Consider the following 23,882-nt stretch of genomic DNA (forward strand, 5'->3'; position numbering starts at 1 on the left):
AAGAGTTGACAATTAATTTTGTCTACTGTAATCTGAAACTCAGAGGTGTATACAGTATACATCGGAACAGGAGGCTCGAAAAATGAAGGTATAAGCTATTAAAAAATAATGATTGTAAGCGTTCACATGCAACGTGTTATTTCTAACTTTTGAAACTAACTAATAATAGGGGGAAAATAAATTATGAAAAAGATTACATACACGTTAATTGGTTCGATTTTGTTTTTAATCGTAATGGCGGGATGTTCTAGTTCTGGGGATTCAAAAGATGGCGGGGAAAAAGTTAAATTACAGCTAGGTCATGCATTGTCAGATGGAACACCGGCATCAGATTTAATAAACGATATGGCAGAAAAGATTAGCGAGAAAACAGATGGTCGCGTAGAAATAGACGTATTTCCAAACAGTCAATTAGGATCTGAAACGGAAATGTTAGAGCAAGTTCAATTGGGAACTATGGAATCAGCAGCAATTATGGTTGGAACTATGCAATCCCTTGATATGAAAATGGCAATTGAAGACTTACCTTATATGTGGAAAGATATTGAGCATGCTCGTGAAGCTTATAAAGGTGAATTTGGTGATTATTTAGCAAAAGTAATGGATGAAAAAGGTATGAAAAAGATTGGTTATGTTGAGTGGGGTTTTAGACATATTACAAACAATAAAAAACCAATCGTAACACCCGAAGATGTGGAAGGTTTAAAAATTCGTGTAGCTCAGTCGAAACTTCGAATTGATGCATTTGAAGAGTTAAATGCACTGCCAACTGCAATGGCGTTTAGTGAAGTGTATGGTGCATTACAACAAGGAGCTTTGGATGCTCAAGAAAATCCTTTAGCAAATATTGTTGCACCAAAATTTAATGAGGTTCAAAAGTATCTCTCATTAACAGGACATTTTTATAACACGATTATGATGGTTGTAGATAATGATACATGGGATAAAATTTCTGCTGAAGACCAAAAGGTCATTTTGGAGGAATCAGAAAGAATTTCAAAAGAGGTTCAAGTTAAGAACGATGAAGTGGAATTAGAATATATAGAAGAACTGAAAAGTAAAGGAATGCTTGTTAACGACGATGTAGACACAAATGCTTTCCGTGAAAAGATGTTGCCTGTGTACGATGAATGGGAGAAAGATGTGTTCGGGGAAGAGTTAATGGATATTTATAGAGATGCTTCTGGTTGGTAATATTAGAATTTCCTTGTTTAAATAACTTAATTTAAACAAGGAAATTTAACTTCTAGGATATAAAATGCCTCTAAATATTACTTCATTAGCTGCTGTTTATTATCACCCATCATCAAGAGTGAAAAGGAGGATTTCATGTTGATTAAATTGACCAAAAGTATCGTAAAATTACTGTCAATATTATGCGTAATCGCAATTACCGGATTAACGATTATTGTATTTGTTCAAGTGTTCTCAAGATTTATCAAATACTCATTACCTGGTACAGAGGAGTTAGCAAGACTATTAATTGTTTGGTTAACGTTCCTTGGCACAAGTTTAGCAATTTACGAGAAGATGCACTTAGGTGTTCGTTATTTTGTAGGATTGGTTAGTATAAGCAAACAGAAGAAAATTGATTTTCTTATACATATGTTAATGATTTTATTCTTTGGTGTGTTGGTAGTTTATGGATTTAAATTAACGATGACTACTATGGCGACAACATCTCCAGCACTGCAGTTACCTATGGGAATCTTTTATGGAGTCATACCGATTAGTTCCTTGTTTTCAATATACTTTATACTTGTAAATATGATTAATCCCTCTAATTCAAGACAAGGAGAGGCTACATTATGATAATAGCGATTCTACTCTTATTTTTCGTTTTACTATTTCTAGGGATGCCTATTGCATTTACTATCGGTATTGTTTCAATGGGGGTATTGTTTTTCAGTGATATTTCATTAGAAATAATGGTTCAAAGAATGTTTGCAGGAGTGAATAATTTCTCCTATTTAGCATTACCGCTCTTTATTTTGGCCGGTAATATTATGGGTAAGGGTGGACTTACTAAGAGACTGATGGCTTTGGCTGATGTTATAGTCGGAAGATTTTCAGGCGGGCTAGGAATGACTGCTGTTGTAACAAGTGCTTTTTTTGGAGCAGTATCAGGCTCAACTGTAGCAACTACCTATGCTGTTGGATCTGTAATTGTCCCGAGAATGAAAGAACAAAAGTATAGCAACTCCTTTATTGCAGCTATAATTGGTCCCGCGGGTGTTTTAGGGCTAATCATACCTCCTAGTATTACAATGGTTATCTTGGGTATCACAGCAAACATATCTATAGGGAAATTATTCATTGCTGGTTTTTTACCGGGAATTTTATTAACAATCGTTCTCTGTATTTATGTAGCATATATGTCAAAGAAAAAAGGGTTTGGAGTAGTAGAACAAACTAAGCCAACAGGTTCGGAGTTTTTGAAAATTTGTTTACAAGCATTCTTCCCATTAATGGCGCCCATCTTTATTTTAGGTGGTATTTTTAGTGGACTTGTGACTGCAACAGAGGCTGCTGTAATTGCCGTTGTATATGGTTTTATCTTATCAATGTTTTATAAAGAATTGACTATTAAAAAGTTTAAAGAAATAATGGTCACATCTGCAACGACTTCTGCAATAATATTAATTATTATTTCAGTTGCTAGTGTATTTACTTATGTATTAACGGCCAACAGAATTCCTGAAATGGTTACTAAATTCTTTTTACAATTCGCGAGCACTCCGTTGCAATTCTTATTAATTGTATCGTTAATTTTGTTTATACTTGGTACGCTAACTGAAGTTACTTCTCTGATTATCTTGCTGAGTCCGATATTCATGCCTATCGCTTTGCAATATGGAATCGATCCAATTCATTTTGGAATGGTACTAGTTATGAACTTTGCTTTAGCAAATATAACGCCACCAGTTGGATTATCTTTAATCGCAGGTTGCAGCATTACGGATAGGGATATGGGTATTGAAGAAACATTCCCATACGTATTACATGTTATTGCAATTGTAGCATTAGTCGTTTTACTAATTATCTTCTTCCCAGCAATTTCAACATTTATTCCAAATCTTTTTGATTAAGGTGGGCTATATGTGATTAGAAATACAAAAAGTCAAGTTGTAATTCAGAACTGTCGTGGTGGGGTTGGAAGTATTGAAATCCATAACAAAATTACTAAAGAAGATTTAGTGGATGGATTATCTCTATTTGCCAAGGTGGTAATTCACCCTCATTCTACAATAGGTTATCATCTGCATACGGATGATGCAGAGGCCTATTATTTATTGGAAGGTGAAGGTGTTTTTCTCAATCACGATAAAGAGCGAATTGAAGTAAAAGCTGGAGACTTATGTCTAATTAAAAAAGGTCAAAGTCATGGTTTTGAAAATCATAGTGATAGTGAAGTTCAAATAATTGCGATTGTATACTAAAGGTATCTGCATTTTGTACTAGGGCTTGTATAACTTACCTATTTTGGATCATATATGTGATTTACAGGGGGTGGAAAGTTGGAAAAAGTTAAAGCTTCTGCATCACTCGCAGAGCAAGCATATTCTTTAATAAAAACAGCAATTATGTCTGGTAAGTTGGCTTCAGAAATAGAACTTCCAGAAGAAAGATTGGCAGCAGATTTAGGGGTCAGTCGTACACCTCTGAGAGAAGCGATTAGAAGGCTCGCTGCTGAAGGACTTGTTGTATTAAATAAAGGAAAGCCCGCAACAGTTGCTACATTTACAAAAGAGGATTCATTGGATTTTATGGAGCTGCGAAGTGTGCTTGAGATTTACAATATTGGAAAAGTTGTCTTTGTGGAGGATCCGGTTTTTATCCATGAGTTAGAAGAAAACCTTGATAGACAAATGGATGCAATAAAAGAGGATGATTATCAGGAATTCATCGATTTTGATAGAGAGTTTCATTTGATTTTGGCTTCGGAAAATGACAATAGTAAAATTAGAGAAATGATTCATCAAGTGAATTCAGGAGTAAACAGGGCATTTCTAATGTTGTCAAATACAGTTCATATGAGTGCAATGAGTGCTTACGAAGAACACAAGCGAATTGTTGAGGCGATAAAATTAAAAGATGTAGATTTAGCTACTAAGGAAATGACCATTCATTTAAAGAATATTGAAGAAAGATTTTTGTTTTATTATAAAAGAAAAGAAACTGAATAGACTTTGCACCAATGCAATCACTAACAATGATTCTTTGCTAGTAATCACGTATATACCGGCAATCTCACTATGGCTGCCAAACCTGTTAGGTAAATAAAATTCTTAAAGGATGAATAAAATGAAGATACCAATCAATGAAAGAGCTAAAGCGCTACAAGTGCCTGGAATCCGGGCATTTTCGAACCAACTTGTAGATTATCCGGACGCTGTAAATTTAACAATTGGGCAGCCAGACTTTCCAACGCCTGAAGCCGTTAAACGTGCAGGCATTGATGCGATAAACAACAATCAAACAGGTTATTCACATAACGCCGGCCTACTTGAACTTCGACAGGCCGTTTCTTCGTTTTTTTCGGACAAGTATGGTTTTACATATAACCCAGTTAACGAAATAGTAATTACAGCTGGTGCAAGTGAAGCAATCGATTCGACTTTCCGGACGATACTGTCACCTGGTGATGAAGTAATCTTGCCAACGCCGCTCTATCTTGGATATGAGCCAATTATCGAATTGTGTGGGGCGAAAGTTGTTTATATGGATACCTCAGATACAGGTTTCCGTCCATCACCGGAACGACTCAAGTCACTTATTACTTCTAAAACAAAAGCAATTCTCTTTAATTTCCCATCCAATCCTACAGGTGTGACGCTTGAAAAGGAACATATGGATGAAATTGTAAAGGTTCTTGAAGAACATCCAATTTATGTTTTAACGGATGAAATATATAGTGAAAATACATTTTCTGGGGAACATATTTCATTTGCACAATATGAAAGTTTAAGAGACCGTTTATTTTTAATTCATGGATTGTCTAAATCACATTCAATGACGGGCTGGAGAATTGGATATGTTTTAGGACCTGAAGAAATTATGAATCATATTGTAAAAGTTCATTTATACAACTCTGTGTGCGCTTCCGTACCAAGTCAATATGCGGGAATCGAAGCTTTAAATGAATGTAGACATATACCATCTGAAATGAATAAAGAGTATATTAAGCGTCGTGATTTTGTTTATGAAAGACTGGTAGGAATGGGTCTGGATACGATTAAACCAAATGGAGCTTTTTATATTTTCCCTTCTATTGAAAAGTACGGGATGGATTCATTTAGTTTTGCGACAAAACTTCTTAAAGAAGGCGGAGTCGCCGCTGTACCAGGAAGTGCATTTTCTGTGTATGGAGAAGGCTATATACGCCTGTCTTATGCGTATGCGATGCCTGTCCTAGTAAAGGGAATGGATCGTTTAGAAAAGTTTTTACAACAACTATAACATTTTATTTTAAAGGAGACATTCTTATGACAAGTTATTTATGGAATACACCTGAAAAACTTCGTGCATTACTATGCGAACTCGTAAGTTGGGATAGCCGCACATTAACGGAAGGTGAAGTTACATTTGCACCCAAATTGGAGGCGAAATTAACACGTCTTTCTTATTTCCAAGACAATCCGGATCATTTAGAACTTCATGATGCAGGTATGGGAAGACAAACCGTTACTGCATTGTATAAACACCCTGAAGCGACTGAAACCATTGTACTGATTAGCCATTTTGACACAGTTCAAACTGAGGAATATGGTATTTTAGAACCTCTTGCTTTTAATCCGGAAGAATTAACAAGAAAATTGTTGGATCATAAAGATGAACTTCCAGAAGCGGCTCGCATAGATCTTGAAAGTGGAAAGTATTTATTTGGCCGTGGGACGATGGATATGAAAATGGGACTTGCACTTCATTTATCACTTCTTGAAAAAGCCAGTATCGAACAATGGCCCATTAATCTTTTACTTACAACGGTTCCGGACGAGGAAGTAAACTCCGCTGGTATGCGTGTTGCAGTGACTGAGCTTGTTCGGTTACGTGACGTTCACGGTCTTACATACAAATTGTTCTTGAACGGTGAACCGTCGTTTTCACAAGGACCTGAAGACAATAAAGAATACATCTATTCAGGCACAATTGGAAAGATTATGCCGTCTGCGTTGTTTTATGGAAAAGAAACACATGTCGGTGAACCGCTCCGAGGGATTACGGCTAACTATATTGCTTCCTTCCTTACACAAAAGATGGAGTGGAATCCATTGTTCAGTGAATCAGACCTTGGTGAAACGACACCTTTACCGGTTTCGCTACAACAGAAAGACTTGAAAACACAGTATTCAACACAAACCCCTTACCGAGCTGCTGCGTTGTATAACGTATTTCTTTTTAAGCGTACAGCAGATGAAGTGATGGATTTGTTTGAACAAGTAGCAAAAGAAGCAATGGATGAATGTAACGCGGCTTATCAAGCGGTTTGTGACAGAGAGCAAGTGAAAGTTGTCGGAAATCTTCGCGTCATTCGCTACGAAGAATTACTCAAGTATGCGACTGAAAAACTTGGACTCGATGAAGTTGAACGATTGAAAAATACCGTGCTTGAAAACATTGAAGCGGATGACCGTGAAATGTGTTTTGAAATCGTAGACAATTTGATGATCCAGTGTCAGGAACTCGCACCAGCAACGGTTATCTTCTATGCACCACCGTATTATCCCGCTGTCAATACGTCCGATAACCCTTTAGTGAAGGAATCGATTGCTTTAATTCAGAAGGAAGCTAGCAAGTTTGACCTAAAGTTGGATCAGATCCATTACTTCAATGGAATATGTGATCTAAGTTACGTCAATTATGAAGACGACGCGGGAGGTTGGGTCGCATTTGAACAAAATACGCCCGTTTGGGGAGATACTTACAGCATTCCTTTCGCAGAAATGGCAGAACTCAAAGCTCCTGTGTTGAATGTCGGTCCATTTGGAAAAGATGCACATCAAAGGACGGAGCGATTGCAAGTAGATAGTGCGTTTGTGGAAATGCCACAAATGCTTGAGACGTTAATACGAAATATGTTTAAAAAGTAATAACAGCTCTGTATCGGATGAAACCCGGTGCGGAGTTTTTTAGTGCATCGGCAAAAGCTGACCTATCTATTTATTTAACAGGGAAGACGGGTTGTGTAGGATCTGAAACAGGTTTAAAGCACTCTTTAGGCATTAGTGATAAGATTGATTTGGACTAGTAGAATTAAATAAAGATTTGAATAAAGGAGAATATAAATGGATACACGTGAATTTAGAAATTGCATGGGGAAATTTGCAACTGGGGTAACCGTTGTGACATATGATACAGAGGATGGAAAACATGGATTCACTGCGAATTCATTAACTTCCGTTTCACTCGATCCACCACTTGTACTCGTGTCGGTAGACCGGAAAATAAGGTCTTATGAGTATATGAAGAAAAATAATTTCACGGTCAATATATTAAAAGATACTCAAGAAGATACAGCAATGCATTTTGCAGGACGTCCTACTGAAGTATTGCCGTTCGAGTGGGAAAAAGGCGAGAATTGTCACAGATTAAAAGATTCCCTTGCATACATAGAATGTGAACCATGGGCAGAATATGACGGCGGAGATCATGTCTTATATGTAGGGAAAGTAACAAATTTTAAATATGAGGACGGAGAAGCATTGGGTTACTATCAAGGGAAGTTTCTTTCGATTCCAGCTCAATAAACCGGATTATTAATAAAGGGCCATTCTATTGTTCGATTTTGAACGTGGAAAGTCTTTTTTTTATAAATCAGCATTGAAATACATGGTTCAAAGGTCTTGTTTTGATGATATAATCATGAAAGTGTCGGATATATGTTTGGTAGTGTCGGATATATGCTTCGCACTGTCGGATATGTACATCAATCTGTCTGATATACGCTCGTCAATGGAATCGCCATGCATGCATTACTAGAACCGTTACGAGTCGATAGTGAACGTGTTATAAAAACAATAAAGTATCATATTGATTCGATTTGTATTGATTGAAACACTTTTTATTTCTGCCTTGTTTGCAGAGCAGATTTAGTAGAAAGAACTTTCAGGAACAGTGAGTTAACAAATTCATAACATCGTGTAAAATCAAAAACGCACCTCTCATTTAGTTGAGAAGTGCGTTTTTACGTTTATTTTTCAATTAACCCTAATTCCTCTAAAAACTCTTTTGCAACTGTATCTATATTAAGCCCATCGTTATCGACTTTACTATTCATTACTTGCATAGCAGAATCATCGATTGTATCAGCTAACTGATTAAGGATGTCTTCTAACTCGGGGTATTTCTCTAATGTGTCTTTTCTAACAATCGGCATTGCATAATAAGGGGGGAAGAATGCTAAATCATCTTCCAATACTCTTAAATCATAGGCATGAAGAAGTCCGTCTGTTGTAAAGGCGTTGATGACATCGACCTCGCCTGCTTTAAACGCACGGTACATCATGCCGTGATTCATGCCTTTGACTTCTTTGAATTTCATTCCATCGTAGGCTTCTTGCAATCCTGGTAAACCATCTGGACGGTCTATAAATTCGAAAACCGCGGCTAGTGTAAATTGATCGGATATCTTGTCGAGATCACTAAATGTAAGTAAGTTCTGTTCTTCCGCGACTTTTTCGGCTACAGCCAACGTGAACGTATTGTTAAGTCCAAATGGGGCAAGTGCGACTAAATCGTCTTTTTGTACCAATTCTTTTGCTTTATCGTACGTTTCATCTGCCGTACCTGTCGTTTCATTGTAATAGTTCGAAACGATGGTCCCCGTGTAGTCGGGAATGATTTGAATCTCGTCACTCAGGACCGCACTCCAAATGAGATTGGAACCTCCGATATTATCTTTTCTTTCAACTTTAATGTCTGTTTGGTTTTCGATTAATTGGCCCATAATGCTCGCCAAAATCATGTTTTCAGTGTAATCCTTTGACCCTATTGTGATAGAGTCTTTCCCCCCGCTTGAACAGGCTGTTAAAAAAACTGTAAGTGATAAGGTCATTAATAGGACCACTTTGTTGAATTTCTTCATGAATTAAATTTCCTCCGATTATATTGACTATCTATTAACTTTTATTAGTTAAGTAATCCTGAGTTTTCTAGGAATTCTTTTGCAACTGCATCCACTTTGACGCCGTCGTTGTCGACTTTTCCGTTCATTTCTTGCATAGCGGCTTCATCGATTTTACCCGATAATAAATTCAGGACTTCTTCGAGTTCAGGATACTTTTCCATAACGTCTTTTCTGACGATAGGCATTGCATGATAGGGTGGGAAGAATGCTAGATCATCTTCCAAAACTGTTAAATCATAATCCTGAAGCTGTCCGTCTGTTGAATACGAGTTTATCACATCAACATCGCCTTCTTTAAATGCACGGTACATCATTCCGTGGTCCATTCCTTTAACTTCTTTGAAATGAATACCATACGCTTCTTCGAAACCGGGTAATCCATCTGGACGGTCGATAAATTCAAATACTGCACCGAAAGTAAATTGATCGGAAATTTTAGCGAAATCGCTAAACGTTACAAGATTATTTTCTGCTGCAATATCATCAGCCACGGCTAATGTGTACGTATTGTTAAATCCAAACGTTTCAAGAGCGATTAAACCGTCGTCCGCAATCAACTCTTTAGCTCTTTCAAATGTTTCGTCAGCCGTTCCGGGTGTTTCATTATAGTAGTTGGCGACAATTGTTCCGGTATAATCCGGAATGATTTGAATGTCATCTTTAAGAACTGCACTCCAAAGTACGTCAGAGCCACCGAGATTATCTTTTCGTTTTACTTCAATATCCGTTCGGTTTTCAACGAGTTGCCCCATTATATTAGATAGAATAATACTTTCTGTGTTGTTTCTGGAACCGAATGTGATGGAATCCTTACTCCCGCTTGAACAAGCTGCTAGAAAAACAGCGAGCGATAGAGTCATTAATAGGAAAATCTTGTTAAACTTCTTCATAAATTGTATTTCCTCCTCTTATTTTAAACCGCGTGGTGTAGATTTGCGCTCTAGTAAACCGAGTAACAGTTCAAGAGCGATGGCTAGTAATGCTGCTGGAATTGCACCAAGCAATACTAACGCATCATTTCCGCGGGTAATTCCTAGAAAGATAAAGTCTCCAAGTCCACCGGCACCTATAAATGCGGCAAGTGTAGCTGTACCGACGTTAATGACGGTAGCTGTTTTAATTCCGGCCATAATAACGGAAAGAGCCAGTGGCAATTCGACTTTAAGCAGTACTTGCATACTGGTCATACCCATTCCTTTTGCTGCTTCAGTGGTTGCGCTATCGACATCTTTAATACCTGCATAGGTGTTTCGGATAATCGGTAATAATGAATAAAGGAATAATGCAGCAATTGCTGTTTTCAGGCCGATTCCAAAGACTGGAATCATAAATCCTAATAAAGCAAGGCTTGGAATGGTTTGGAGTATTCCAGCACCGCCTAAAACGCCGGTTGCTAACTTAGGAACGCGTGTGATTAAAATCCCTAAGGGGACACCAACAAAAATAGCGAGCAACATCGAGAAGAAAACGAGTTCGATATGGGTAACCATATTCGTTAATAGATCTTCCCACCGGTTACCAAATTGATAAATAAACTCATCGAATATATTTCTTTTATTCATGACAAATCCTCCGTTTCAGTCCACTGGTTGGACATGGCGGATAGTAAAGAACCACGTGTAACGAGCCCCATAATTTTATGATCCTTATTTACGATAGGAATCATTCCGAAGGGTGCGTCGTCAATCATAATAATGGCATCTTTAGCGGATGCTGAATCAAGTAAGTAGGGTTCTGCGGGTACCATGATTTCTTCAATCGTTTCTATAGAATCTAATTTTTTAATTAGATCGTACGCAGATACAATACCAAGTAACTTATCATCGTCGTCGACGACGATAAGGTTTGTAATTTTACGTCGGCGGGTAAGGGTAATCGCCTTTTCTGGAGATTGATGTGGAGAAGTAGTAACGATCTTTTCAGCCATGATGTCAAGAACAAGCATGAGTTCCGGATTTTGTATAATTCGGTGCTTGCCAATGAATTCCTCTACGAAGCCGTGTGATGGCTCATGAAGTAGTTTTTCTGGGGTGTCTAACTGAAGCAACTTGCCGTCTTTCATAATTGCAATGCGATCGCCCATTTTTAACGCTTCGTCCATGTCGTGTGTCACGAAGACAATGGTCTTTTTTAATTTTTTTTGTAAAGTCACTAATTCAGCTTGCAACTGATCGCGAGTAATTGGATCAAGTGCGCCAAAGGGTTCATCCATTAATATAATGTCGGGGTTTGAAGCAAGTGCCCTGGCAACACCAACACGTTGTTGTTGTCCGCCTGAAAGTTCTTTCGGGTAGCGCTGCGCATAAATTTTTGGATCAAGTCCGACCAATTCGAGAAGTTCTATAACTCGCAATTGAATATCTTTCTTATTCCATCCTTTAAGTTGGGGAACAATCGCAATGTTTTTCTCGATTGTATAGTGGGGGAACAATCCGATTTGTTGAATGACATAGCCAATACTTCGGCGGAGTTCAGCAGCATTGTAGGAGTTTATGTCCTCGCCATTGATAGAAATGGTTCCACTCGTGTGTGGGATCATTCGGTTAATCATTTTCATTGTTGTTGATTTACCTGAACCACTGGGTCCAATTAGGACAAGGAATTCGCCTTCTTTAATTGTAAAACTGACAGAATCAACTGCTTTGAATCCGCCATCATACGTTTTTGTTACATTTTCAAACTTTAACATGTGTACCTCCTGTGTTTTTTAAAACGAATTGGATTTCCGATATTAGATAGTAAATCGGAGAAAAAAGCAAGACATATTAGGGGTCAAATTGTTACAAAAATATGTCGTATTCATCTATCATACCATATTTTGATATTTTATGCAGGATATTGGTTCATTTCACGTGAAGAGTCGCATTACATAACGTACCAAAGTGTCCATATTCGTGTCTTTCATTAATGATTATTAAGAAGAGTAGTGCATCGGAATCGATATGAAAGTTTTTATTGTGGAGGATGATTAAGCCATATTTGATTCATTAACAGAAAGGCTTACGCAATGGTCGTTCCATGTTTCTAGACCGGCTGATTTTCACGATGTGTTGGGATCCTTCATTAAAGAGAAGCCACACCCCGTTACTATGGACATACAATTGCCAACATATGACGGTTTCCATATGTCTGACATTACAGTACCCGCTTCGATTGCAATGGGACTGTATGCATTGATTTTTATTGTGTTATCTTTCTAAACAGTTGGGTACTACAGGAAAACTGTGAAAGCGACACTATGAACAAAAAATCTATCTATCCCATGTTTGTATGGGCAGTTAGATTTTTTATTTTTTTATACATTTTATAGCTTTTAGTGGAATAAACCAGTCGTGAAGGATTAGCGGGAATGAAATAAAAATATGTAAAAATAATTACGTTGTGAATAACTTAGACTTTATTTGCTGGAAGGCTTGATGATATTGGTCGAGAGGTTGTGGAAAAAGCATTGTGGATATGTGGACAAGTTGTTCATTCATGAATAGGATAACTTTTTGCCTATTTACGATTAGAACACAACATGTTAGGGTATGTGTAGTGGAACAGGCACAACATATAGTGTTGGTAGCGAAATCGACAAAAACGAATTATTTGTAAAAGCAGGTCGAATCAGATAGATTGAATCACGGAGTCCGAGAAAATAGTTTCGACTGGACAGGTAGTGCGACTGATAAAGCAAAACGACTGTTATCGACAATACATAATTTCTTCGGAGGTTGAGAGGTGGAAGCACGCGGTTTTCTGTTTACGCTACTATTAGCATGTAAACGATTCGAATCTGCTTTCTCCAAATCAACTTAATGAGCGAGCGCTCTGCCGAAGTAACGGACATAATGCTCTTCATTTATGTAAGTAAAAAGGAGACGATAATTAATGACAACTCAAATTAAACCAACAAACATTGAAAAGCTTCTAAACGAATTACAAACTGAATTTGGGGCGGATAAAGTAGCGCCTTTACTGAAAGCAAGTGAAAGATGGAGAGACAGACATCCGGATGCGTCGATTGCGGAGTGGGCTAAATCAATGGTTCTTGAAACGATTAGCTATGTTGCTGAAGATGAAACATATTGGACATTCGTCGCAGCGCGAATTCATCTCCATGAAGTTTATTTCCATGAAAAAAAACAACGCAATGAAAAACTTTACGAAAACTTTGCAGAACATGTGAAAAACCTTGTAGAAAAAGGATTTTACACACCCGTTCTAACAGAAAAGTATACAGTGGAAGATCTGTTGGAAATCGGAAGTTTCATTAAACCTGAACGGGACAAGCTCTTTACATATATCGGCTTAAAAACATTTATGGACCGTTATGTTGCTGTTGATTTCGATAAAAAGGCTGTAGAACTTCCTCAGGAACGCTGGCTTGTCATTGCGATGACACTTATGCAAGACGAAAAAGAGAATCGTCTTGAAAAAGTAGGAGAAGCTTACTGGGCGATGAGTAATTTATATATGACTGTAGCAACGCCAACATTGTCGAACGCGGGTAAGCCCCATGGCCAGCTATCAAGTTGCTTTATCGATACAGTGGACGACTCTCTTCAAGGGATTTATGACAGCAATACGGATATTGCAAACTTATCGAAATATGGCGGCGGAATCGGCGTTTATATGGGGAAAGTACGTAGCCGTGGAGCTGCAATTCGTGGTTTTAAAGGCGCTTCAAGTGGTGTGCTTCCGTGGATTAAGCAATTAAATAATACAGCGGTAAGTGTTGATCAGCTTGGGCAACGTCAAGGTGCGATTGCTGTTTATCTGGATGTTTTCCATAAAGACATCTTTACGTTCTTAGATTTGAAATTAAACAATGGTGACGATCGTATGCGTGCACATGATATATTCACGGGCGTTTGTTTACCGGACTTATATATGGAAGCAATTGAAGCACGGAGCGATTGGCATATGTTTGACCCACATGAAGTTCGCCAAGTAATGGGTTTTTCACTTGAAGATGCCTATGATGAAAAACGTGGTTCTGGATCTTTCCGCGAGAAATACGAAGCATGTGTGAACAATTCTGAACTCTCTCGTGAAACAGTACCTGCAATCGATTTAATGAAGCGTATTTTACGCAGTCAACTCGAAACAGGCGTGCCGTTCATGTTTTATCGTGACGAAGTAAACCGTGCGAATGCAAACAAGCATGAAGGTATGATTTACTCTAGTAATCTTTGTACAGAAATCACACAAAATATGAGTGCGACTGAGTTTGAATCCGTAACACTCGAAGATGATGTTGTTGTAACACGTTCAAAACCAGGTGATTTCGTAGTTTGTAACTTGTCTTCCATTAATTTGGGGAAAGCTGTTCCTGCGGAAGTACTGGAGAGATTGATTAAAATCCAAGTACGCATGTTGGATAATGTCATCGATTTGAATAAAATCCCAGTTGTTCAAGCACAACGTACAAATTCTCGTTACCGCGGGATTGGTCTTGGCACATTCGGCTGGCATCACCTACTTGCGCTGAAGAATATTCAGTGGGAATCTGACGAAGCGGTTGATTTCGCAGATAAACTATATGAGAAGATTGCTTACTTAACGATTTCTGCATCGATGGAACTTTCGAAAGAAAAAGGTTCATATCCGTTGTTTGAAGGGTCAGATTGGCAGTCAGGCGATTATTTCGACTTAAAAGGATATGACTCAAATGAGTGGAATGAACTTCGTAAAGACGTTGCGACAAACGGTATGCGTAATGGCTATTTAATGGCTGTTGCACCGAACAGTTCGACATCTGTCATTGCAGGCTCAACGGCATCAATTGATCCGGTCTTTAAGCCGTTTTTCCATGAAGAAAAGAAAGACTTTAAATTACCAGTCGTGGCACCTGATTTAAATCATAATACGTATGATATTTATCGTCGTTCCGCTTATATAGTAGACCAACGTTGGTCAATCAAACAAAACGCAGCAAGACAGCGTCATATTGACCAAGGAATTTCATTCAACATTTACGTACCAAATACAATCCGCGCTTCTGTATTGCTTGATTTACATGTACAAGCTTGGAAATCAGGCATGAAAACGACATATTACACACGTTCAAGTGCAACGGATATTGAAGAGTGTGAATGGTGTCATTCTTAATCGCCTATTCGTCATGGAGCGGGAATACAAAAGAAGTCGCGGAAATTATTGAAGAAACATTTACGAAGATGAATGTATCCTTTACAACTTATCGAATCGGTGGCGGCATGGCTATTCCAAATCCAAGCGATTATGGGGCTATGCTGCTCGGTTCTTTTACATGGGAAAAAGGCTCAACGCCCGATGAAGTGAAGGATTTTGTGGCCGAACTTGGCTATAAACCTCCGAACGTTTACGTCTTTGGAACAGGTGATACCCAATTTGGCGGGGACGAATTGTTTTGTCTTGCTTCAGTCAAACTTGCACGTTTTTATCATTCACAGTTTCCACCACTTTTAATAGAACAAAGCCCGCGTGGAGAACAAGAAATTAAAGCAATCAATTGGGCGGAAGGGGTAGTTACAAATTGGCAATACTTACAAAAGTAAAAGTACTAGAACCGGCGAATCCGAATAAATCAACGGCAATTTTCGGTGGTAAAGCAAGTGGTATCCTCAATTGGAACGACCTTGCACATCCACATTTTTATAAATTACGTCAGCAAATTCGCTCCCTTTTTTGGACGGCAAATGAAGTAGACATGACGCAAGATGTGAAACAGTTTTCTAGATTAACAGAGCGCGAGCAAGATGCTTTCTTGAAAATCATTGGATTACTTGCAACACTAGATGGTCCACAAACGGACATCGCAGCAAAGTTATCTGATTACACGACAGATCCATCTGTAAAGTCGATAATGGCAACAATCGCGGACCAAGAAAGCGAGCATAATCATAGCTATGCCTACGTACTTTCATCGGTAACGACATTGGATAAGCAGATTAAAGCATTCGAAATGGGACGCACAGATGATGTGTTGATGCGTAGAAATGAACGTATTGTAAGTGTGTACAATGAATTTGCAGAGCAACCCACTATTGAAACTGCACTAAAGGCAATGGTATATACGACGCTTCTCGAAGGATTGTTTTTTTATAGTGGTTTTGCATTCTTCTATAATTTAGCACGCAATCAAAAAATGGTAGGAACGTCTACAATGGTTTCCTATATTAACCGCGACGAGTTGCAACACGGAAAAGCAATGAGTGATATTTTCCGTGCAGCGCTTGCAGAGAACCCAGACTACAATACTGAAGAATTCACAGAATGGATTTACGACCAATTCCGTCACTCTGTTGAACAAGAACAAGCTTGGAGTAACTACGTTCTCGTTGACATAGAAGGTATTGAATTGGAAGAAATGCACGGCTATATTAAATACCGTGCTAATAAAATGTTGAGAATGCTTGGACTGAGCGAAATCTATCCAGAATTCACGGATAATCCGATGAGATGGATTAAAGCCTATGTCGACAGCTTCGACGACACAAAAACAGACTTTTTTGAACAGGCTTCAAGACAATATGTGAAAACAAGTGACTTGAACGGGTTTGATGATTTGTAAGATTTAAAAACACGCATACGCGCTACCGCGTATGCGTGTTTTCTAAATTTATATAAGGATACTCGTAAATATAAAAATGTAAATAGGAAGGATGTAGCCTATGACGGAAAAAATACATAGTGAATTTAAAAAGAAACTTAATTTTGACGAAATGATTGAGCATCTTGTGGATAAGAATGTGAAATTTGATATTATTAATCAAGAATCGGCTAAAAGTATTTTACAAAACTCTAATTATTTCTACAAAATAACAGCTTATAGAAAAAACTTTTATAAAAATAAAGAAGGGAAATACTTGAATTTAGAGTTCTGTTACCTTTCAGACCTTGCAACAATAGATATGCGCTTAAGATATATCATTTTGCATATGTCTTTAGACATTGAACATAGATTAAAGACAAAGATTCTTACTGACATTACCAATGACCCTTATGAAGATGGATATAATATTGTAAAAGAGTTCCTAATTTATACAAATTCAACGATTGATCGATATTTTAATCACTTAAAATATGAATCCCATTATAATCATGGTATTTATACAAAGCATGGTGAGAATCCGCCAATCTGGGTTTTGTTTGAGATAATGTCATTTGGAGACTTTGTTAAGTTTGTTGAGTTTTACTATAAAGACGCACATAAATCGGATTCGCTTGCCAGTCTTTGTAAAGTACTGAGATATGTTAAAAATGTTAGGAATTTAGCCGCGCACAACAGTCCCTTAATTATGGATGTTGTAGAACTCAACCAATTAAGAAAACCGATAGTTAAGCCAATAACAAGTTTTGTGCAAAAAGTCCCCGGTATTTCAAAGGATATGCGGAGAAAAAGATTATCTAATCGTAAGGTACACGACTTAACCGCACTTCTTTTTGTGTATGATATGTTTATAGATAGTCAGCTAATGAAAGAAACAAGGTACAAAAGTTTAAATGAAATTCTCGAAAGATGTCTTCGTTACAAAGACCACTACAAGAAGCACAATGGTCTAGTTTCTGTTTATAAGTATTTCTCTAAAATTGTTGACTTTATAGACGGCAAGGCATATCATATTAGATAAGGAAAAAATCGCTTCGCGCGGTTTGTACAGGTGAAGGTCCTCCTTCACCCTTAGTTTATTATCGCGACGCCTACTCTTAATTGAGTAGGTGTTTTTTTATGTGCTTAGGAAATTATGAAATTTCGACTTGTGGATTACTATGCCATAAACTATTTTATATATAAGACAGGTGGGCGGGAATATTACTTGGATGTATCATTAAATCATACCATATGGGCAAGTTTACATGGCTTGACTTCACTATTAATCACATATCCTGAATTTGATTGGGGAGAACAGGAACGCTTAATTCAATTTCATATTCGCACTCTTATTCAAGGATTAAAAAACTAAGTTTCATGGAAGTATTATGAATAAAAGAGTTTGGTATGTCACACTATTTTTAGCAATAGCTGTAGCGGGTTATGCAATTGTTCAATATTTTTTTATGAATGCAAAACAGGCTGAATGGTTCAGATGAAAATAATGTATCTTTCTAAATTGAGTGCGTTTTGGTATATGATGTTATATATCCATATTGCATCTAGCATCGCTGCATTAGTCATTGGGCCATTTGCATTATCCACAAAGTTTGGAGAAAAGAGTTTTACTCGTCATCGTAGGCTAGGAAAAGTTTATATTCTTAGTATATTATTTAGTGGTATATCAGGACTTTATCTAGCATTTTACGCAACCGGTGGCATCGTAGGGAAGCTTGGGTTTGGTTTCTTATCTATATTTTAGTTAGTAACTACCTATAAAGCTCTTGTTAGAATTAAAGAAGGGAAAGTACATACCCATCAAAAATGGATGATTAGAAATTACTCCTTAACCTTTGCAGCTGTTACGTTACGAATGTGGTTGCCAGTATTTGCATTGGCTTTTGGTTTAGAGAATTTTGAGCGCAGTTATTCGACTATTGCTTGGGTAGCTTGGGTGCCAAATTTACTTGTAGCGGAGTTGTATATTCAACGAAAGCTTAGTAAAAAGTATGAGGTGAGTAAAAGATTTATACAGAATAAGACAAGTTAAGCTTTTGGATACAGTACAGACACTCATCCAATAAAATAACTAAGAAATGCACACGTCATCATCACATGTGCATTTCCTATAATCCGTATTAGCCTCAACCTTGAATAATCCTAATCAAATCATAAAAGTAGTAACGGCGATTACGTTTTCGGTCATCTGCGTAAATCAAATTCAATTCGACAAGCCAGTTTAAGCTTTTTCTAACTGTAGCAGGTGATAGTTTTGTATCTTCTACAAGCTGCGCAACATTTGTAATGGGATGGGTAAAAAGTGCACCCCAAACTTTTATGGCAGAAGGGTTTTCTAGTTTACTTTTGCCTGTTTCATAGAGCGCCTCCGCCTCATCTAGTTGCTTATACTGTCGTTCCGCCATACGAATCGCAGAATCAAGAAAGAAGTGTATCCAACTTTGCCAATCAGGTTCAATTTTTCCAATCCCCCGAACGCCATTTAACAATGTGTAATACTTAAACTTTTCAGATTCCAATTCCTCGCTTAGGAAAAAAAACGGTGAATCGATTAGTTTTGTCTGAAGAAGGACTAAAACAATTAAGATGCGTCCAAGTCTTCCATTACCATCAAGAAATGGATGGATGGATTCGAACTGAGCGTGGATTATTGCACATTTAATCAATGGATGCAAATCATCAAGTACTTCTTGAGCATATGGTTTTCCATTAATATAAAGTTCAAGATTGCTCATGTAGTCTGCCATTTTCTGTGGTTTCGGCGGAATGTATGAAGCATCTTTTATTTCATTTGTTGGCCCCACAAAGTTTTGAATTCTTCTATACTCTCCGGCGGTATTTGCTGAACTCCGCCCATCCTTCATGAGTACCTTATGCATATTACGAATGAGTCGCTCGTTTAAGGGGTATCCAATGCTAATTTCCTCAATCCCCATTTGAAGAGCAACCTGATAATTTCTAACTTCCGTTCTTTTCCAATCGTGGCTGCTTTCAAGTTGATCTTCAAGCATATCACTGAAAGTAACCTGTGTTCCCTCGATTCGTGTAGATTGGACAGATTCAAGCAAGGTGAGAAGTTCCAGAAAAGAAGTGTTGACTAGGGAGTAATGAAGTTTCTCTTTCAACTTTTCCAACATACTGGAGGCAGTAACTACTTTTCGATAAAACTCAAGTTCGGTTTTAGCATCAAAAGTAATCGGCAATAAAGGTAGATCATACGGTCTTTTCATTATCTCACCCCTAAAAGTAGTATTTATTTCATTATACCTTTAAAAGAGTAAAATGATACTACTAAGTTAACAAAGTGATAAAGGTACTTTAATAAAAGAGTGAATATTAGGATGTCTTAATCTTCTCTATTATCAACTATAGTTTAGCGCACAATCCAAAAGAATGGTCGGCACATTGATAATGGAGTCGTATATTAAACGTGACGTGTTGCAATATGGGAAGGGACTTAGCGAAATCTGTCTAGAATTCACGGATAATTCGATGAGATGGATTAAAGCCTATGTTGATAGCAGCGATGATACGAAAACAGACTCTTTTGAACAGGCTTCAAGGCAATACGTGAAATCAAGTGACTTGAATGGGTTTGATGATCTGTAATTGGAAAAACACGCATGTGCTTATTTAGCGCATGCGTGTTTTTTATGGGGAATTTCTCGTTGTCCGCCCAATCCTCGGTTATGTCCTCTGAATCTTGTCTAATGTCCCCGCAATTGTGAAGGATGTCCGCTGAATCATGTGTTGTCCGCTCAATCCTCGGTTATGTCCTCTGAATTCGGTTTTATGTCCCCGCAATCGCAAATTACAAAAGCAGCAATAATCCTTGTTATCTTATGCGGGACTTGCTATATTAATAGTGAAGTGACTAATAATTCAGAAAGAGAGTGGTTGCAAATCAAAAAGATCCGAAGAAATGAACCAGAACTATTGCAGACATTGCCTAGACTTATAGCCCGTCTAAATTCGAATCAATCCCGTACGAACGCACTACAAAAGCAGCTTTACAATGTGGAAGCAGGTTTCTCTGGAGAACGATATATCGATCGATACCTTGAATCACTCGAGGTCCCCATATCATTGATAGTTCTCACCGATATTCATCTAACCCTTACCCCCGGAAATTCATTTCAAATTGACACCCTCATCCTATCCGACCGATTTCTCTTAATTCTGGACGTGAAAAATATTGCTGGCAATCTTCATTTCACTACAAATCCGAATCAGCTAGAACAAACACTTTCAACAGGCGAAGAAACAATAATGGATTGTCCATTAGACCAGCTTAAAACGCATATATATATCCTACAGGTCTGGCTTGCGAAAAAAGGAATAAATGTCGATATCTTGGGTCGCGTAGTGATTTCAAGTAAAAGTGGTAGGGTAAAAAAAGCGCCAACAAATTCACCCATAATATATCGAAAAGGACTTCCTATTCTACTAAATGAACTGGCGAAACTCCCCACAATCTACAGTCGGAATCAACTGAGTGAAATAAGTAAAGTAATTAAACAAAGCAATGTGGGATTCAATCCCTTTCCATTGTGCAGCCATTACGGTATCGACCCAACTAATTTAAAGAGGGGACAACTCTGCTCTAATTGCGATAATTCGATGATATATAAGAGTCATAAACAACGCCAGTGTGCCAGATGCGGATTAATTGAACCAAATAACTATCGCGAATCGTTAAAAGATTGGTTTATCTTGGTCAATGATTCCATTTCAAATCGAGAGTGTAGGGAGTTTTTACAATTAAATAACAAAGATGAAGCATACTATGCACTAAAGACTCTTCATCTTAATAAAACTGGGAATTCTGTCGCCACAAGATACCGCTGGCCAATAGGAAAACCATTCATGTAATAGAGGCCACTTCTCTTGGTGAAGTGGCTTTCTTTAATGTTTTTGAAAGGAAATTATGTTGTTGTTATTGAACTAGCGAGTGTTAGTTCAATAAGGAATCGTTTATAGCGATCATTTTATCTGGAAAGTAAATAACTTCCTACTTGTCAATTATGGGAAGTTTGTGATGAAAAATACTTTAATTTGTGTATTTGACGATGACTCGTCTGACATCACAAATTTTAAAGGGGGAGACGTTTCGATGGAATATAAAGGTCCCAGCGTTTACGATCAAACGAGTTTCTTTAAAAATTACATGACTAGAAGAAACAGAAAGGATAGTCCAAATAATGCTATTGAAGGACCAGTTATCTATGAGTTAATTGGGAGCTTTCAAGATTGTAGCATCTTAGATTTAGGGTGTGGTGATGCAACCTTTGGAAAAGAACTCTTACATTTAGGAGCAAAAAACTACACAGGAGTAGAAGGTTCGAAACAAATGGTGGAAGTGGCACGCTCTAACATACTTGAACAAAACGGGACAATACACTTTGAAACAATGGAATCTTATGATTATCCAAAAGAGGCATTTGATCTTGTGACATCTCGATTTGCAATCCATTATGTTTCAGACATTAACCGCCTATTTCAAGATGTTCATAAAACACTTAAAGAAAACGGAAGATTTGCTTTTAGTATCCAGCATCCCCTTACAACTTCGTCTTTTGCAAGTAAGCAATCTGGAGATAAGCGCGGTAATTGGATTGTCGATGACTACTTCCATGAGGGGAAAAGAAAAGAGCCTTGGATTGACCAAATTGTGGTTAAGTATCATCGAACAATCGAAAATTATTTTATAGCACTTAAACAAGCTGGCTTTTCAGTTCTGGATTTACGTGAAGGTACACCGATGCGTGAACATTTTAGTAGTGAAGATGAATTTGTTAGAAGACAACGAATTCCAATTGTACTGGCTTTTTCGTGTGTGAAGTAAATAAATATCCTAATATTGAATGTTGAACTAACGAGTGCCGCTTTAGTTCAATAAAGATAGTATTATATCTCGCCAAAAAAACGCCCAGATTTCTTAGCTTTTTTATTATCGTCACTGTTAACGGAATATTCCTTATTCTCAAAAGATTAAATGGATATTTACGGTATAATATAAGTAAAGGAGTTGGCGGAGTTGAATAAATATTTACTAATGGGAATGGTAGTATTATTAACTGCGTGTTCACCAGAAGTTGCTTCGAATAAAATGGAAACAATTACAGACAATGATACAAAACCAGAAGTCGAATTGGTAGAACCTCTTGAAAGTTCGTTGTTATTAGAATGGCATTCCGACAATATGAATAGAGGGAATCACGATTATGAAATATTGGCTCATCCCCGTTTAGTCGTTGATCCCGATGATAGGGAAATTAAACGAGGAGATGTTATTTTCTTTAAATCACCCGACTTCACAATAGAAAGTAATCCCCACTTCAATATGCCCGAAAATTACATTTCAAGAGTAGTTGGGTTACCAGGTGAAATCGTTGAAATAAAAGATGGGCAAGTATTTATTGACGATAAAAAATTAGATACTTTCTATTCCAAACTATTATGGGCAGGGATGAATGAAAAAGAATTTCATGTGAAACGAGCCAATAGAGGAGATGATGAAGCTACTAAAAAGTATTTTGCTACTACTATGGAACCTGTTAAAGTTGAGGAAAATACCATATTTGTTTTATCTGACAACGGAGCTAGAGGTGTTGATAGCAGAGATTTTGGTGTATTACCAATGAATAGCGTGGAAGGAAAGATTCTGGGATATTTAAAAACTGACTCAAAATCAACTGTAAAAACGAGAAATATAATTGATAAAAGTTTTGTACTAAAAAATGCGAAAATAGGGTTGACCCAAGAAAAAGTCGAAATGATATTTGGTCAAGTTTTTGTTTCGGGATTCGAGGGGAATATTGAAACTTGGATGTACGACAATGTTAAAAACAATTATAACTATGAACAAACTGTGGAAACGGTTGCATTTAAGGAAATTAAAGATGAGAACGTAAAATCTCAGCTATTTATTAACTTTAATGACGGCAAGGCTATTATGTATTCTTATTTTTATAAAGGCGACGACGGGAAAGTTTGGATGTATGAATTGAACCCAGATAAAACAATAACCGAAATAGCAGTAAGTAAATAAAAAACCAAACGCCTGAAAGGGCGTTTTTCTATGGAAAAATGGGTCGGAATATTGTTTTATCAATTGAAACTACGTACTTACCTATTGTTTTGGTGTTCGTTGTAAAGGCATCAAGACGCATTTCA

General features: G+C 37.4%; 23 protein-coding genes and 1 pseudogene. 19 read left to right on the forward strand and 5 right to left on the reverse strand.

The features are described from left to right. Positions 1-183: 183 nt before the first annotated feature. The 9 genes from ACP8HH_RS00810 (at position 184) to ACP8HH_RS00850 (ending at position 7,748) form a co-directional block, all read left to right on the forward strand. A complete protein-coding gene (locus ACP8HH_RS00810) occupies positions 184-1,194 on the forward strand; it encodes a DctP family TRAP transporter solute-binding subunit (protein ID WP_438314510.1) in 1,011 nt (336 codons plus the stop codon). Positions 1,195-1,329: 135 nt separating this feature from the next. Continuing rightward, entirely contained in the window at positions 1,330-1,812 is a 483-nt protein-coding gene (locus tag ACP8HH_RS00815) for a TRAP transporter small permease (protein ID WP_438314513.1), read from the forward strand. Further along, on the forward strand, positions 1,809-3,089 hold the full coding sequence (locus tag ACP8HH_RS00820; protein ID WP_438314516.1) for a TRAP transporter large permease: 1,281 nt from the start codon (positions 1,809-1,811) through the stop codon (positions 3,087-3,089). The genes ACP8HH_RS00815 and ACP8HH_RS00820 overlap by 4 nt, the downstream gene beginning before the upstream one ends. A 12-nt stretch (positions 3,090-3,101) precedes the next feature. Next, positions 3,102-3,440 carry a cupin domain-containing protein gene (locus ACP8HH_RS00825; RefSeq protein ID WP_438314519.1) on the forward strand — a complete coding sequence of 113 codons (339 nt, stop codon included), beginning with the start codon at positions 3,102-3,104 and terminating at the stop codon, positions 3,438-3,440. Between the two features lie 78 nt (positions 3,441-3,518). After that, positions 3,519-4,187, forward strand: a complete 669-nt coding sequence (locus ACP8HH_RS00830; protein WP_438314522.1) for a GntR family transcriptional regulator — start codon at positions 3,519-3,521, stop codon at positions 4,185-4,187. A 118-nt stretch (positions 4,188-4,305) separates the two neighbouring features. Beyond that, positions 4,306-5,460, forward strand: a complete 1,155-nt coding sequence (locus ACP8HH_RS00835) for an aminotransferase class I/II-fold pyridoxal phosphate-dependent enzyme (protein WP_438314525.1) — start codon at positions 4,306-4,308, stop codon at positions 5,458-5,460. 26 nt (positions 5,461-5,486) lie between these two features. Next, positions 5,487-7,091 (forward strand): M20/M25/M40 family metallo-hydrolase, encoded by a 1,605-nt coding sequence (locus ACP8HH_RS00840; protein WP_438314528.1) that lies wholly within the window; start codon positions 5,487-5,489, stop codon positions 7,089-7,091. A 17-nt stretch (positions 7,092-7,108) separates the two neighbouring features. After that, positions 7,109-7,249 (forward strand): hypothetical protein, encoded by a 141-nt coding sequence (locus ACP8HH_RS00845; RefSeq protein ID WP_438314531.1) that lies wholly within the window; start codon positions 7,109-7,111, stop codon positions 7,247-7,249. Positions 7,250-7,286: 37 nt separating this feature from the next. Continuing rightward, positions 7,287-7,748, forward strand: a complete 462-nt coding sequence (locus ACP8HH_RS00850; RefSeq protein WP_438314534.1) for a flavin reductase family protein — start codon at positions 7,287-7,289, stop codon at positions 7,746-7,748. A 443-nt stretch (positions 7,749-8,191) separates the two neighbouring features. On the opposite strand, the gene ACP8HH_RS00855 is transcribed toward ACP8HH_RS00850, so the two are convergent. The 4 genes from ACP8HH_RS00855 to ACP8HH_RS00870 are packed head-to-tail and all read right to left on the reverse strand — an operon-like array spanning position 8,192 to position 11,816. Further along, a complete protein-coding gene (locus ACP8HH_RS00855) occupies positions 8,192-9,085 on the reverse strand; it encodes a glycine betaine ABC transporter substrate-binding protein (RefSeq protein ID WP_438314537.1) in 894 nt (297 codons plus the stop codon). A gap of 44 nt (positions 9,086-9,129) precedes the next feature. Then, complete coding sequence (locus tag ACP8HH_RS00860; protein WP_438314540.1) at positions 9,130-10,017, reverse strand: ABC transporter substrate-binding protein; 888 nt, start codon at positions 10,015-10,017, stop codon at positions 9,130-9,132. A gap of 18 nt (positions 10,018-10,035) precedes the next feature. Beyond that, the gene (locus ACP8HH_RS00865) at positions 10,036-10,689 is read right to left on the reverse strand and encodes an ABC transporter permease (protein WP_438314543.1); all 654 of its coding nucleotides are present in this window, start codon (positions 10,687-10,689) and stop codon (positions 10,036-10,038) included. Further along, positions 10,686-11,816 (reverse strand): betaine/proline/choline family ABC transporter ATP-binding protein, encoded by a 1,131-nt coding sequence (locus ACP8HH_RS00870; protein ID WP_438314546.1) that lies wholly within the window; start codon positions 11,814-11,816, stop codon positions 10,686-10,688. The genes ACP8HH_RS00865 and ACP8HH_RS00870 overlap by 4 nt, the downstream gene beginning before the upstream one ends. Before the next feature lie 1,184 nt (positions 11,817-13,000). Here ACP8HH_RS00870 and ACP8HH_RS00875 point away from each other — a divergent pair. The 6 genes and pseudogenes from ACP8HH_RS00875 to ACP8HH_RS00900 all read left to right on the forward strand — a co-directional run bounded on the left by ACP8HH_RS00875 (position 13,001) and on the right by ACP8HH_RS00900 (position 18,738). Continuing rightward, entirely contained in the window at positions 13,001-15,223 is a 2,223-nt protein-coding gene (locus tag ACP8HH_RS00875; RefSeq protein ID WP_438314549.1) for a ribonucleoside-diphosphate reductase subunit alpha, read from the forward strand. Continuing rightward, positions 15,208-15,651, forward strand: coding sequence for a flavodoxin (locus tag ACP8HH_RS00880; protein WP_438314552.1), 444 nt, complete (start codon positions 15,208-15,210; stop codon positions 15,649-15,651). Before ACP8HH_RS00875 ends, ACP8HH_RS00880 begins: the two co-directional genes overlap by 16 nt. Next, positions 15,630-16,667, forward strand: coding sequence for a ribonucleotide-diphosphate reductase subunit beta (locus ACP8HH_RS00885; RefSeq protein ID WP_438314555.1), 1,038 nt, complete (start codon positions 15,630-15,632; stop codon positions 16,665-16,667). Before ACP8HH_RS00880 ends, ACP8HH_RS00885 begins: the two co-directional genes overlap by 22 nt. A 100-nt stretch (positions 16,668-16,767) precedes the next feature. After that, positions 16,768-17,727, forward strand: coding sequence for an Abi family protein (locus ACP8HH_RS00890; RefSeq protein ID WP_438314558.1), 960 nt, complete (start codon positions 16,768-16,770; stop codon positions 17,725-17,727). Positions 17,728-17,841: 114 nt separating this feature from the next. Beyond that, positions 17,842-18,060, forward strand: coding sequence for a hypothetical protein (locus tag ACP8HH_RS00895; RefSeq protein ID WP_438314561.1), 219 nt, complete (start codon positions 17,842-17,844; stop codon positions 18,058-18,060). Between the two features lie 16 nt (positions 18,061-18,076). After that, positions 18,077-18,738, forward strand: a pseudogene (locus tag ACP8HH_RS00900) (DUF2306 domain-containing protein). A 94-nt stretch (positions 18,739-18,832) separates the two neighbouring features. Here ACP8HH_RS00900 and ACP8HH_RS00905 read toward each other — a convergent pair. Then, positions 18,833-19,936, reverse strand: coding sequence for a Fic family protein (locus ACP8HH_RS00905; protein ID WP_438314564.1), 1,104 nt, complete (start codon positions 19,934-19,936; stop codon positions 18,833-18,835). A 181-nt stretch (positions 19,937-20,117) separates the two neighbouring features. Between ACP8HH_RS00905 and ACP8HH_RS00910 the strand changes: the two genes are divergently transcribed. The 4 genes from ACP8HH_RS00910 to lepB all read left to right on the forward strand — a co-directional run bounded on the left by ACP8HH_RS00910 (position 20,118) and on the right by lepB (position 23,757). Next, positions 20,118-20,315 (forward strand): hypothetical protein, encoded by a 198-nt coding sequence (locus tag ACP8HH_RS00910; protein WP_438314567.1) that lies wholly within the window; start codon positions 20,118-20,120, stop codon positions 20,313-20,315. A 183-nt stretch (positions 20,316-20,498) separates the two neighbouring features. After that, positions 20,499-21,578: a nuclease-related domain-containing protein gene (locus tag ACP8HH_RS00915; RefSeq protein WP_438318940.1), complete on the forward strand. Its 1,080-nt coding sequence runs from the start codon at positions 20,499-20,501 to the stop codon at positions 21,576-21,578. Positions 21,579-21,819: 241 nt separating this feature from the next. Next, positions 21,820-22,551, forward strand: a complete 732-nt coding sequence (locus ACP8HH_RS00920) for a class I SAM-dependent methyltransferase (protein WP_438314570.1) — start codon at positions 21,820-21,822, stop codon at positions 22,549-22,551. Positions 22,552-22,743: 192 nt separating this feature from the next. Beyond that, the gene (gene lepB / locus ACP8HH_RS00925) at positions 22,744-23,757 is read left to right on the forward strand and encodes a signal peptidase I (protein ID WP_438314573.1); all 1,014 of its coding nucleotides are present in this window, start codon (positions 22,744-22,746) and stop codon (positions 23,755-23,757) included. Positions 23,758-23,882 lie beyond the last annotated feature (125 nt).

The organism is Sporosarcina sp. FA9 (genome assembly GCF_051550205.1).
In the GTDB taxonomy this organism is placed as follows: domain Bacteria; phylum Bacillota; class Bacilli; order Bacillales_A; family Planococcaceae; genus Sporosarcina.